Origin of the sequence: Brachybacterium sp. AOP29-B2-41 (assembly GCF_052378395.1) — a bacterium.
Classification (GTDB): domain Bacteria; phylum Actinomycetota; class Actinomycetes; order Actinomycetales; family Dermabacteraceae; genus Brachybacterium.
Genome location: NZ_JBQSXR010000022.1, coordinates 14,364 through 27,055, shown reverse-complemented (window position 1 = coordinate 27,055; position 12,692 = coordinate 14,364). Strand labels below are relative to the sequence as shown.

The 12,692-nt window shown below is 67.8% G+C and carries 9 protein-coding genes and 1 pseudogene; 2 read left to right on the top strand and 8 right to left on the bottom strand.

Translation table 11 applies throughout. The features are described 5' to 3' along the window. Positions 1 to 343: 343 nt before the first annotated feature. The 4 genes from ACT3T9_RS16485 to ACT3T9_RS16470 form a co-directional block, all read right to left on the bottom strand. Positions 344 to 1,720, bottom strand: coding sequence for an NAD-dependent succinate-semialdehyde dehydrogenase (locus ACT3T9_RS16485; RefSeq protein ID WP_441444023.1), 1,377 nt, complete (start codon positions 1,718 to 1,720; stop codon positions 344 to 346). 14 nt (positions 1,721 to 1,734) lie between these two features. After that, positions 1,735 to 2,943: an ectoine hydrolase gene (doeA, locus tag ACT3T9_RS16480; RefSeq protein ID WP_441444024.1), complete on the bottom strand. Its 1,209-nt coding sequence runs from the start codon at positions 2,941 to 2,943 to the stop codon at positions 1,735 to 1,737. After that, positions 2,943 to 4,202, bottom strand: a complete 1,260-nt coding sequence (locus ACT3T9_RS16475) for an aspartate aminotransferase family protein (RefSeq protein ID WP_441444025.1) — start codon at positions 4,200 to 4,202, stop codon at positions 2,943 to 2,945. The genes doeA and ACT3T9_RS16475 overlap by 1 nt, the downstream gene beginning before the upstream one ends. A gap of 225 nt (positions 4,203 to 4,427) precedes the next feature. Continuing rightward, a complete protein-coding gene (locus ACT3T9_RS16470; protein ID WP_441444026.1) occupies positions 4,428 to 5,021 on the bottom strand; it encodes a MarR family winged helix-turn-helix transcriptional regulator in 594 nt (197 codons plus the stop codon). Between the two features lie 100 nt (positions 5,022 to 5,121). Here ACT3T9_RS16470 and ACT3T9_RS16465 point away from each other — a divergent pair, with 100 nt between their 5' ends. Together ACT3T9_RS16465 and ACT3T9_RS16460 are read left to right on the top strand one after the other, a co-directional pair. Beyond that, positions 5,122 to 7,329, top strand: coding sequence for an MMPL family transporter (locus ACT3T9_RS16465; RefSeq protein ID WP_442332640.1), 2,208 nt, complete (start codon positions 5,122 to 5,124; stop codon positions 7,327 to 7,329). 68 nt (positions 7,330 to 7,397) lie between these two features. Then, positions 7,398 to 8,285 carry a formyltetrahydrofolate deformylase gene (locus ACT3T9_RS16460; protein WP_441444114.1) on the top strand — a complete coding sequence of 296 codons (888 nt, stop codon included), beginning with the start codon at positions 7,398 to 7,400 and terminating at the stop codon, positions 8,283 to 8,285. Positions 8,286 to 8,300: 15 nt separating this feature from the next. Here the strand turns inward: ACT3T9_RS16460 and ACT3T9_RS16455 are convergent. From ACT3T9_RS16455 to ACT3T9_RS16440, 4 genes and pseudogenes are all read right to left on the bottom strand, one after another. Beyond that, positions 8,301 to 9,230: pseudogene (locus ACT3T9_RS16455) on the bottom strand (SDR family oxidoreductase). Positions 9,231 to 9,358: 128 nt separating this feature from the next. Beyond that, positions 9,359 to 10,270, bottom strand: a complete 912-nt coding sequence (locus ACT3T9_RS16450) for a carbohydrate ABC transporter permease (RefSeq protein WP_441444029.1) — start codon at positions 10,268 to 10,270, stop codon at positions 9,359 to 9,361. After that, positions 10,267 to 11,229 (bottom strand): carbohydrate ABC transporter permease, encoded by a 963-nt coding sequence (locus ACT3T9_RS16445; RefSeq protein WP_444607068.1) that lies wholly within the window; start codon positions 11,227 to 11,229, stop codon positions 10,267 to 10,269. The genes ACT3T9_RS16450 and ACT3T9_RS16445 overlap by 4 nt, the downstream gene beginning before the upstream one ends. Next, on the bottom strand, positions 11,226 to 12,620 hold the full coding sequence (locus tag ACT3T9_RS16440; protein WP_444607067.1) for an extracellular solute-binding protein: 1,395 nt from the start codon (positions 12,618 to 12,620) through the stop codon (positions 11,226 to 11,228). Before ACT3T9_RS16440 ends, ACT3T9_RS16445 begins: the two co-directional genes overlap by 4 nt. Between the last annotated feature and the right edge of the window lie 72 nt (positions 12,621 to 12,692).

Genomic DNA, 12,692 nt, shown 5'->3' with positions numbered 1-12,692 from the left:
TGACGGCGGGACGTACCTTCCCACTACGGAGGCCTTCGGCAATGCATCCATAAACCCCACATAAACCCCTGACGGATCTGCCGGTGGCTACCAAGAGCCGGGACCTGGCCGGGACCTGACGCATGCAAATCATGCAATCCATGACGTGAAAAGGGACCTTCTGAGGGGCAGAAAAGCCCGGAAAATCAAGGATCTGGGCTGAACCGTCTACCTGGGGGTCAAGGGGTCGCAGGTTCAAATCCTGTCAGCCCGACCGAGATGGAACACCCTCCCACCTGCTGGTGGGAGGGTGTTCTGCGTTCTGCACCTCTCCGCGTGCCCAGCCCCTCCAGGCACGGGCTCGTCAACCCTTCACGGGCCCCACCCAGACCTGCTGGGCATTGGTGAACTCGCGGATGCCGTGCGGGCCCAGCTCACGGCCGTAGCCGGAGCGCTTGATCCCGCCGGAGGGCAGCCGCGGATCAGATTTCACGATCCCGTTGACCGAGACCTGACCGGCGTCGATGCGGCGTGCCATCGCGACCCCGCGCTCGGTCTCGGTCCAGATCGCGGCGCCGAGACCGTAGGGGGTGTCGTTGGCCAGAGTGAGGGCGTGCTCCGCGTCCTCCGCCGCCATCACCACAGCGATCGGCCCGAAGGTCTCCTCGGTGCAGGCCGCCATCCCCGGCGCAACACCGGTCAGCAGAGTCACCGGGTAGAAGAAGCCCTCCCCCTCGGGCATCTCTCCGCCGAGCACGAGGATTGCGCCGGCCGCGACGCTCTCGGTGACCTGCCGGTGGAGGTTCTCTCGCAGCTCCTCCCGGGCGATGGGTCCCACCTTCGTCGCCTCGTCCCGGGGATCACCGACCACCAGGTCCCGCAGCTGGGCGGTGAGCAGCTCGACGAACTCGTCGTGCACGGAGCGTTCCACGATCACCCGCTTCGCGGCGATGCAGGACTGGCCGGCGTTGATGATCCGCGAGAGGGCTGAGACCTCTGCCGCCTTGGCGAGGTCCGCATCGGCCAGCACGATGCAGGGATCGGAACCGCCGAGCTCGAGTACTGCGGGCTTGATCTCGCTCGCGGCGATCGACGCGACCTTCGCCCCGGCCCGGTCCGAGCCGGTGAAGGAGACCGCCTGGACGCGGGGATCACGGATCGCCTGCTCGACGTCCTCGGTGGTGGCCAGCAGGGTCTGGAAGACCCCGTCGGGGGCGCCGGCGGCACGGAACACCTCCTCGAGCGCAGCGGCACAGCCCGGCACATGCGGATCGTGCTTCATGATGGCGGTGTTCCCGGCCATCAGCGCCGGGGCGCAGAAGCGGAAGGCCACCCAGAACGGGGCGTTCCAGGGCAGGATCCCGAGCACTGGGCCGAGCGGCAGGTACTGCACGTAGGAGGAGGTCGCGTCGGACTCCAGGTGCTCTTCGGCCAGGTACTCCGGGCCGAACTCGGCGTAGTGCTCGGCGGCCCACGCCGATTTCGCGACCTCTCCCCTGGCCTCGCCGATCGGCTTGCCCATCTCCTCGGTCATCAGCGGGGCGAGCTCGTCGGTGTGCTCGCGCAGGTAGGTGGCGACTCTCCGCAGCACCTCGGCGCGTTCGGCGAGGGTGGTGTCCTTCCAGGAGGTGTAGGCGGTCTGGGAGCGGTCGATGATCGCGGTGATCTCGGCAGGCGTCGCAGCGGGCACCTCGCGCACCACGGAACCGGTGGTGGGATCGATGGCGGTCAGCATGGTCATGGGTGCTGCTCCTCTCAGAAGCGGGGGGCGAGGACAGCACCGGTCGGGAACGACCGGGCCGAGCTCTCGTGGACGGTGAAGTCCTCGGGCAGGGTGAAGAACGACTCGCAGCCGTCCTCCGTGATGTGGACGGTGTCCGAGATGCCGACGGTCTTGTTCCCGTCCACTCCCCACATCCACGGCAGCAGATGGAAGGTCATTCCCTCCTCGAGCTGCCGCTCATCGCCCTCCAGCAGGGAGACGATGTATCCCTCGTCCCAGGATGGCGGGAAGGCGATCCCGATGGAGTAGCCGGCGCGGGTGACGAGCTGGGCGCCCACGTCGTTGCTCTCGATGCGGGAGCGGGTGAGCACCGCGATCTCGGAGACGGTCACCCCCGGCTTCATCAGTGCCCGCAGCTCCGCCAGGGTCTGCTTCATCAGCTCCTGCGCGGAGTGCATCGAGTCCGAGAGCGCCCCGTTGACCACGGTGCGCATCATCGCCGTGTGGTAGCGGCGGTAGCACCCGCCGACCTCGAGGAAAACGTGCTCGCCGGGACGGATCATGCGGCCCTCCCAGGTGGAGTGGCCGATCATCGAACGGGGTCCGGACGCGACATACGGCATCACCGCCGGGAACTCACCGCCTGCCCGGAACATCGCCGAGGTGATCGCGGCGGCCACATCGTTCTCAGTGGCTCCGGCCATCGCCGCCCCCAGCCCGGCGGCCATCCCCGCCTCCCCGGCATAGGCGGCGAGCTGCATCACGTCGATCTCGGCCTGCGACTTGCGGACCCGTCCCTCCTCGACGATGCCGAAGCAATCCACCAGCCCCTCTCCGAAGGCGTCGTGGAAGCGGTCCTGCTGGTAAGCGGGGAAGTAGTAGCTGTTGCGCTCGTAGCCCACCCGGGAGTCCCCCAGGCGCAGGTCGCGCAGGGTGCTGACGAGTTCGAGGATCGCGTCGCCGTCGTCGGGATAGGGCCGGGAATGCTCCACCCAGGTCCGGGCGATCACGTTGGACTCCTCGAGCGCGCGGGTGATCATCACCGAGTCCGCGCTCAGCGGGACGATCAGGGCCTGGAAGTAGGAGTAGCCGGTGGTCTGATAGTCGGTGAGGTACATGAGGTTCTCGGGGTCGGTGATGATCACCGCGTCCAGCTCCCGCTCCGTCATCCGCCGCCTCAGCTCCCCCAGTCGGCGTTCGTATTCCTCGGGCGCGAAAGTCATATCGGACCGGCGGCGCATCAGCGAGCCTTCGTCGCGGCGTCGATGGCCTGTGCCAGCAGGTCCAGTCCCTCGGTCAGATCGGCTGCGGGGATGGTCAGCGGCGGGATCAGCTTGATCACCCGTCCTCCGCTGCCGCAGGGGCCGATCAGCAGGCCGCGCTCGAAGCATTCCGTCTGGACCTGCTTGGCGAAGGCTCCGTCCCCGGTGTCCAGGGCCTGCATCATGCCCTTGCCGCGCACCTCCCACTCCTTGTCGGGATGGGCCGCGGCGATCGCCTCGAGCGCCTCGCGCATCTGTTCGCCCTTGGCGAGCACGTCGGCGAGGAACGACTCGTCGGTGAAGTAGTCCAGCGCGACGGTCCCCGCGACGAAGGAGAGCCCCTGTCCTCGGAAGGTGCCGGTGTGGGCACCGGGTGACCAGTTGTCGTCGACGGCGGGCTTGTTGAGGTTCATCGCGATCGGGGTGCCGAAGCCGCCGAGCCCTTTGGCGAGCGTGATGATGTCCGGGTCCAGGTCCATTCCGTCGAAGGAGAAGTAGCCTCCGGTGCGGCCCACGCCGGCCTGGATGTCGTCGATGATGAACAGCGCTCCGACCTCGCGGGCGAGGTCCTGGATCTCGTGCAGCCATTCCCTGCTGGCGATGTTGACGCCGCCCTCGGCCTGGACCGGCTCGACGAGGAATGCCGCAGGAGGGGTCAGGCCGCTGGAAGGGTCCCGCAGCGCGGCGGCGTAGTCGGAGACGCCGGTGCGGCCACCGGGCGCGGTCTCGAACTGCAGGCGCACGACGTCGGTGAGCGGAACCCCTGCCCACTGTCGGAATGCCTCATTCGCGGTCGCGGCGAGCGAGCCGAGGGTCATGCCGTGGAAGCCGTGGCTGAAGGCGACGATCTCGCGCCGACCCGTGGTGAGGCGAGCCAGTTTGAGCGCCGCCTCCACCGCATTGGACCCCGTGGGCCCCATGAACTGCATCCGATGGTCCATCCCCCGCGGCGCCAGGACCACCTCATGGAAACGGGCGATGAAGTCACGCTTGGTGGTCGTGTAGGTGTCCAGGCTGTGCGCCACGCCGTCCGCCTGGAGGAACTCGATCATCGCCTCCTTCATCCTCGGGTTGTTGTGCCCGAAGTTCAGGACTCCGGCCCCGGCGAAGAAGTCGATGTAGCTGGTGCCGTCCTCATCGACCTGGCGGGCGTTGGAGGCGGAGGCGAACACCGTCGGATACGCGCGGCAGTACCCGCGGATCTCGGACTCATGCTGCTCGAAGATGGTGGTGTCCATGAGGGACCTCCCGTCGCGATGCGGGGCAACCTCGCTCGTCACGCCCGGCCGCATAGCGAAGTTCGCCCCGTCTGACAAGTGGGTGCCGGTGTGCCGACCATCACTCACCCGGGGCGGTCCCGTCAAGCGGCCCAGCTCGAGAGGCCTGTCGTGACCTCTCTGCACCGGTGCGCCTGCGGGCAGGTCTCGAGTGGGCAGTCCCGCTCCCGGGGGCAGTCAGGCCCTTCAGCTGCCGCGAGCCTCTCCCCAGTCGACACCCTCCAGGGAGAGGTCAGCGGCCATGTCCTCGAGGAAGCGGATGACAAGACGACGTTCGGCGGAGCCGAGCTTCTTCGCTGCGTTGACGCGACGTGCTTGCTGAGCGCCGATCGTTCGCATCGCTGTCGCGCGGGTCGAGGGGTCGACGTGCACGACCAGCGCGCGACGGTCAGTGGGGTGGCGCACCCGCCGGATGTGCCCGGCGTTCTCGAGACGGTCCAAGAGCTTCGTGGTGGATGCGCTCGAGATTCCCAGCGTCCGCGCGATAGCCCCGGGGGTAGCCTCTGAGCCCATGTTCTCGCTCACGATGACGAAGTGCAGGGCTCGCATATCGGTCTCGCTGAGCTCCATGTACCTCAGGGAAGCTTCAGACAGGGCCTTCTCCGCGGCGCGGAGCCGCGAGAGCGCCTCCATCAGGGCGTCTATCTCCTGAACATCCTGCGCAGCCAGGCCGCTGTATTCGATCAGCTCCTCGTGCGGATCGCTTGCGGCCATCGAGAACAATGACGGCGTGGCGGGCTCGATCCCCTGCTGCGCCGCCTGCTCTCCTGACGTGTTCATGCCGACGAGCCTACTCCGCAGAAGGTGACGAAGTAGGTATCTTATCTAACTACTGATCTGTGAGACACTATCCCGGTCACGCAATTTCGAAGGGACGAACATGGCCTCCATCAACGATTCGACGGATGGCTCCGCAAAGCCGACGCACCGTCGCAGCACGCGAGGGATCCCCCGAGCCCTGCGCGTTCTGATACCCGCGCTTCTGATCATCGCGTGGCTAGCGGCGGCAGCTGTGGGCGGGCCGTACTTCGGCCGAGTTGAGGAGGTCTCGTCCAATGACCGCACCGCTTATCTCCCCGAGACCGCCGACGCCACACAGGTCTCCCTCCTCTCCTCGAACTTCCTCGGATCGGATTCGCTGCCCGCGATCGTGGTCATCACCTCGAGCGATGAGATCGACGACCAGATGGCTGCCGAGCTCGATGAGACAAGCGCCGATCTCGCGCAGCTGGACGAGATCACCGGCGAGATCTCACCGGTGATCATTGCCGACGACGGCCTCGCCGCACAGCTGTTCATCCCGCTCGACCCGGACGCGGATATGGCAGAGCTGACCGCTGAGATCGAGAACACGCTGGCAGCTGATCTGCCCGAAGGCCTCACCCCGTACGTGACCGGCCCAGCGGGATTCTCCGCCGATCTCGGCGCCGCCTTCGCGGGTATCGACGGGCTGCTGCTGGCCGTGGCGCTCGCAGCGGTGTTCGCGATCCTCATCGTCGTCTATCGCTCGGTGATACTTCCCGTGGTCGTCCTCGCCACGAGCGTCTTCGCACTGTGCGCCGCTCTGCTCACCATCTGGTATCTCGCTGCCGCGGATATCCTGCTCCTGTCCGGGCAGACCCAGGGGATCCTCTTCATCCTCGTGATCGGCGCCGCCACTGACTACTCCCTGCTGTACGTGGCCCGATATCGCGACGAGCTCCGCCACACCCGGCTCCGCGGGGCCGCGACGATGAAGGCTCTGCGCGGCACCATCGAACCGGTGCTCGCCTCGGGCGGCACCGTGATCGCCGGCCTCCTCTGCCTGCTGCTGTCGGATCTGAAGTCGAACAGCACGCTCGGCCCGGTGGCGGCCATCGGAATCCTCTTCGCCATGGCCGCGGCACTGACCTTCCTTCCGGCGGCGCTGTACGGCATGGGCCGAGTGGCGTTCTGGCCGCGCCGCCCCCGCTACGAGCCCGACGCCCCCGCCGCCGGGGCCGACCCGGCCGACCATGGCATCTGGGGACGCATCGCGCTCGCCGTCCGGCGCCGCCCCCGGCGCATCTGGATCATCACCGCTGTGGTCCTCGCGGTCGGCTGCCTCGGGGTGACCCAGCTGCGAGCTGACGGCGTTCCGCAATCCGACCTGGTGCTGGCAGAATCCTCCGCCCGCGAGGGTCAGATCGCTCTGGGCGAGCACTTCCCCGGAGGCTCAGGAACCCCCGCCCAGATCCTCGTCGACGACTCCGCCCTCCAGGACGTCACCGACATCCTGCTGGCTGCCGACGGTGTGGATTCCGTGACGGTCACCGCCGAGGACTCCCCCAGCGGCTCCGCTCCCGTCACCGAAGAAGGCGTCCAGCCCTTGGGCCCGCCCGGAACGCCAGCTCCGGAGCCCACCGTCATCGACGGCGACATCCTTCTCCAGGCGACCCTCTCCGACGCACCGGACTCCGCGGCAGCCGAGGACACGGTGCGCGAGCTCCGCACCGAGTTCGCCGCGCAGGACATCTCGGCGCTGGTCGGCGGACCCACCGCCATCTCGATCGACACCAATGACGCATCGGCTCATGACCGCGCGCTGATCATCCCGATAGTTCTCGTCGTGATCCTGCTGATCCTGATGCTCCTGCTCCGCTCGATCCTCGCTCCGATCCTCCTGATCGCCACCACGGTGCTGTCCTTCGGCACGGCGATGGGCGTGGCCGCGTTGGTGTTCAACAACCTGTTCGACTTCCCCGGCGCCGATCCGGCGGTCCCCCTGTACGGGTTCGTCTTCCTGGTCGCTCTCGGCATCGACTACAACATCTTCTTGATGACCCGGGTCCGGGAGGAGTCGCTGAAGCACGGGACCCGCGAGGGCGTGGTGCGCGGCCTCGCCGTCACCGGTGGGGTGATCACCTCGGCGGGCATGGTGCTCGCCGCGACCTTCGCGGCGCTCGGAGTGATCCCGATCCTGTTCCTCGCCCAGCTGGCGTTCATCGTCGCCTTCGGCGTGCTGCTGGACACCTTCGTGGTGCGCACCCTGCTGGTCCCCGCTCTCGCCCTGGACCTGGGCAAGATCATCTGGTGGCCCTCGAAGCTGTGGAGGTCGGGCCGGGCGTGACGTAGCCCGCAGGTTCTGGGGCCCGCGGCCTCAGAACCTGCGCGGCTTCCTAGACTGGCCGCATGAGCATGACCCCCTCCTCCCAGCCCCCGACCGAAGCCTCCACGGCGCTGAACGAGTTCGTCCTCACCGTGGTGTGTGCGGACGCTCCCGGCATCGTCCATGCCGTGACCGGCGCGATCGTGGAGATCGGCGGGAACATCACCGAGAGCCGTCAGTTCGAGAGCGGCACCACCCACCGGTTCTACCTGCGGCTCCAGGTGGTCACTGCGGCCACGCTCGAGCAGCTCGAGGCCGCGCTGTCTCCGGCGGTGGCGCGCTTCGAGCTCGAGCATCGCATCGATGTGGTGGGCCGCCCTCTGCGCACGCTGGTGCTCGGCTCCACCGCGAAGCACTGCGTGAACGATCTGCTCTTCCAGGTCGACTCCGGGAATCTGCCGATCACGATCCCCCTGATCCTCGCCAACCATCCCACCCTCGAGCCGCTAGCCAGCTTCTACGGGGTGCCCTTCGAGCACCTGCCCACCAAGGGCGCCGGCGCGAAGGCGGCCTTCGAGGACCGGGTGCGCGAGGCGATCATCGAGCACGACATCGAGCTGGTGGTGCTGGCACGCTATATGCAGATCCTCTCCCCTGAGCTGTGTGCTGAGCTCGCCGGGCGCTGCATCAACATCCACCACTCGTTCCTGCCCGGCTTCAAGGGCGCGAACCCCTACCGCCAGGCCTATGCGCGCGGGGTGAAGCAGATCGGCGCGACCGCGCACTTCGTCACCAGCGACCTCGACGAGGGGCCGATCATCGAGCAGGACGTGATCCGGGTCGACCACACCCGCTCCCCGCAGGAGCTGATGGCGATCGGGCAGGACGCCGAGGTACGGACGCTCCGCCAGGCCGTCACCTGGTTCGCACAGTCTCGCGTGCTGCTGGATGGACCCCGCACGATCATCTTCCGCTGAGGCGGCCCTCCCGCCTCAGAAGACGGGCCTGCCTCCGGTCACCCCGAGTACGGTGCCGGAGACGTAGCTCGCCTCCGAGGGGCTGGCTAGGAACACGAATGCTCCGGCCACCTCGGACGGCTGCCCGGCTCGACCCAGCGGAGTGTTCGCCCCGAACTCGACGTAGTCGTCGGACACGCGGGTCGCGACGTTGAGCGGGGTCCAGATCGGTCCCGGCGCGACCGCGTTGACCCTGATCCCGCGCGGGCCGAGGTCAGCAGCCAGGTTGACCGTCACGTTGTTGATCGCCGCCTTCGTCGCGGCGTAGTCCATCAGCGGGACTGAGGGGTCGTAGCTCTGGATCGAGGAGCAGTTGATGATGCTCGCCCCATCGCCGAGATGAGGGGCCGCCTCCTGGGTGATCCAGAAAAGAGCTTACAGGTTCGTGGTGAGGGTGCGGTGCAGTCGCTCGGACGTCATGCCCTCGAGCCCCTTGGGCTCCGCGCGGCCCCATTGGAACGCCGCATTGTTCACCAGAATGTCGAGACGGCCGTGCTCCTCGACGGTGCGGGTCACGAGCGACCGGGCCAGCTGCTCATCGCGGATGTCTCCGGGCAGCAGCAGTGCGCGCCGGCCCGCTTCTTCGATCCAGTGCCGGGTCTGCTCGGCGTCCTCCTGCTCCTCGGGCAGGTACGAGATCGCCACATCAGCGCCTTCGCGCGCGTAGGCGCTCGCGACCGCACGCCCGATCCCGGAGTCCCCTCCGGTGATCAGTGCGGACAGGCCCTGCAGGCGGCCGTGGCCCACGTAGCTGCTCTCGCCGTGATCGGGGATCGGCTGCATGGGGGCAGTGAGCCCGGGCGGCTGCTGATCCTGGGCGGGGAATGAGGGCTCTCCGTCGCGGGTGGACAGGGCGCGGGCTCGTTCCGCGATCTCGGAGGGCAAGGGATCGGTGTGCTCGGTCATCGGGGCTCCTTCGTCGGTGACGGCTGTGTGCTCACGCTAGTGCGCGACGGCAGGGACCGCACCGAACGACCGGTCGGGCGCGTCGTCTGTGGGTCCTGCTGCTGGTACGTCCGGTTCCGGCGGGATGCTCAGCCCTTGACCCCGCCCGCGGCGGCGAAGCCCTGGCCCAGGCTGCGACCGAGGAACAGGTACAACACCACCACCGGCAGCGAGTAGAAGATCGAGAACGCGGCCAGCTGGCCGTAGGCGACCTGGCCGTACTGCGAGGAGAAGGTGTACAGGGTGACCGCGGCGGGAAGGTTCTCGGGGCTCAGCAGCAGCATGAACGGCACGAAGAAGTTGCCCCACATCATCACGAAGGTGAAGATCGTGGCGACCGACAACCCGGAGCGCATCAGCGGCAGCACCACCGACCACAGCGCCCGATAGACGCCCGCGCCCTCGGTCCAGGCGGACTCCTCGATCTCGATCGGCACGCCGTCCATGAACCCCTTGGTCAGGAAGATGGCGTACGGCAGGGAGCTGGCACCGAGGAACAGGATCGCCCCGCCCATCGAGTCGATCAGGTTCACCTGCACGAACAGCGAGTAGACCGGGATCATGATCGCCGTGATCGGCAGCCCGGTCGAGAAGATGATCGTCAGCAGCAGGGGCCGCTTGGCGCGGAAGCGGAACCTCGACATCGGGTAGGCGCACAGCACCGCCGCGACCATCGTCACGATGGTCGCCCCGCCGCACAGCATCAGCGAGTTCGCCAGCGGGCGGAACGTGGTCTCCGTGTTCCAGATCGCCGCGAAGTTGCCCAGCGACCAGCTCTCCGGCCAGGAGACCGACAGGGTTGCCTCGGTGTTGAAGGAGGCCAGCACCACCCACAGCAGGGGCACCAGGAAGGCCGCTCCGATCACGATCATCACGACGGTGCTGGCGATCGTGCTGCTGCGCTCCCTCGACCCGGTGCCGGAGCGGCGGGGGCGTAAGCCGGTCCCGCTCCGTGAGGCGGGGGCAGACTCACGGGTGGCGGTGTCGTCGGTCGTGGTCATCGCTTATCCTCCTCGGGCAGCAGACGCAGGTACGCGAGTGAGGCCAGAGCCCCGATCAGCAGCAGCAGGAGGGCCACGGCGGTGCCGTAGCCGAGCTGCCCGTAGGAGAACGCCTGCTCGTACATGTACAGCGGCAGGGTCTGGCTCTGCCGGGCTGGGCCGCCGCCGGTCATGATGAATATCAGACCGAACACCGACAGGGTCTGCAGCGTGGTCAGCATCAGGTTGGTGGCGATCGCCGGTCGCATCAGCGGCAGCGTCACGGACCGGAAGCGGCGCACCGGGCCGGCGCCGTCCAGCGAGGCCGACTCGTAGACGTCGGCGGGGACAGCGCTCAGCGCCGCGGAGTACACCAGCATCGAGAAAGCGGTGCCGCGCCAGATGTTCGCGAAGGACACCGCGATGATCGGAGCGCTGAACAGCAGGTCCTGCGGCGGCAGACCGATGGCCGAGATGATCACGTTCAGGGAGCCGTCGGGCGCGAAGAAGGTGTAGAGCAGGTAGCCGGCCACGACCTCCGGGAGGATCCAGGCGGCGACCACGACTGCGGTCACCACGAAGGTGACGATCCGGTGGGATCTCTCCATGAGCAGCGCCAGCAGCATGCCGAGCACGTTCTGTCCGATGATCGCAGAGACCACCGTGAAGATCAGCGTCAGCACCACGGAGTTCCAGAAGTCGCCGTCGGTGAATGCATCGGTGAAGTTCTGGAGGCCGACGAAGCTGGTCTCCTCTGCCCCCTTTCCCCGGATCGCGCTGTCGGTGAAGGCGAGGTAGATCGAGTACACGATCGGCCCCAGCATGAAGCCGATCAGCAGCAGGAAGGCCGGGACCATGGGCACTGCACGGGCGGGGGTCAGGCGGTTGCCGAGCCGACTCGACCTGCGGTGCGGGGGCGGGGTCGGGGACCCGTCGCTCGGCCTCGGGGACCGCTCGGCGGCGCGGGCATCGGTGCTCATGCGGTGGCCTCCTGCACGTTGTCCTCGCCGACGATGTCGGTGACGGTGGCGTCGTACGCCGCGGCAGCGGCCTCGGGGGTGCTGCCCGTCATCACGGCCTCCATCGCCTCCTGGATGGCGGAGGAGACCTCCGGGTAGGCAGGCAGTGCGGGCCGGTAGTAGGCGGTCTCCAGCAGGTCGGTGAAGTACTCCACGGCCGGGGAGTAGCTGAGGTAGCGCTCGTCGGCGGCGACGTCCTCGCGCACGGTGATGTGGTTGTCGGCGATGGCGTAGTTGATCAGGGTCTCGGTGGACACGAGCTTCTCGAGGAAGCGGAAGGCGATGTCACGGTCGGTGACGTGCTGCGGGATCGACAGCCCCCAGCCGCCGGCCAGGGTCACGGTGCCTGCACCGCCGCCGTCCTGGGTGGGCATGTCCGCCAGGCCCACCACGTCGGGCCATTCGGGCCAGGGACGCGGAGCGGTCTCCGTCCAGTTCTGGGAGATCCAGGAGCCGTCGATGAGCATGCCGAGCTTCTTCTCGGGCAGCAGGCTGGTGTAGATCGACTCGGAGATGTTGGGGTCCAGGTGCTGGCCGAGCGGGAGTGTCAGCTCCTCCTCGAAGAGCGTCTTGAGGAAGGCGAGCGAGTCGATGAACCCCGACGAGCCGATGATCCACTTCTCGCTCTCCTTGTCGTAGAGCCAGCCCTCCTCGGCGGTGCCGTACAGCAGCATCTCGAAGCCCTGCATCGAGGCCTTCTCGCCCTGCGGGGTACCGGCGAACATGAAGAAGGGCGTCGCCTCGCTCCCGGAGTCACGGATGGTGCGGGCGGCCTCGAGGATGTCCGCCCAGCTGCCCGGCTGCCAGTCCTCCGGGAGCCCGGCCTCGGCGAACACCTCCTTGTGGAACCAGATGGCCCGGGTATCGGTGGTGATCGGGACGCCGTAGATCCCGGCGTCCTCCCCGGTGACGGCCTCCTTCGAGGCCTCGGCGATGTCGTCCCAGTGCGCGAATGTCTCAACCAGGTCGGTGATCGGCTGCAGGTACCCCGCTCCCACGTCGGAGAGCAGGATGAAGGAGTCCTCGTACACCAGGTCGGGGCTGGTGCGGGGGGAGCTCATGAGGAGCTCGTTCTTGGTGAAGTAGTCGTTCTCGGAGGCGACGATCGGGACCAGTTCGACCGTCAGCTCGGGATTCTCGGCGGAGAACTCCTCAGCGGCGGTAGTGATCCACTCCTGCTTGATGGTGCCGGAGCCGAACTGCTGGAAGGCGATGCGGAGGACTTGCGGGTCGCGACCGCCGCCGGTGCATCCGGCGAGGGCGGTCAGCGGGAGCAGCGCGGCCGCTCCCGCGGTGAAGCGCAAGAAGCTGCGACGGTCCGGCACGAGCCGGTGCGGGGGGTCGGGGGCCACGGATGCCTCCTCGTCGAGGGCTACGGACGTTCGACACTAGCCTGTGACGTACATCTCGCAAAGACCCCGCTC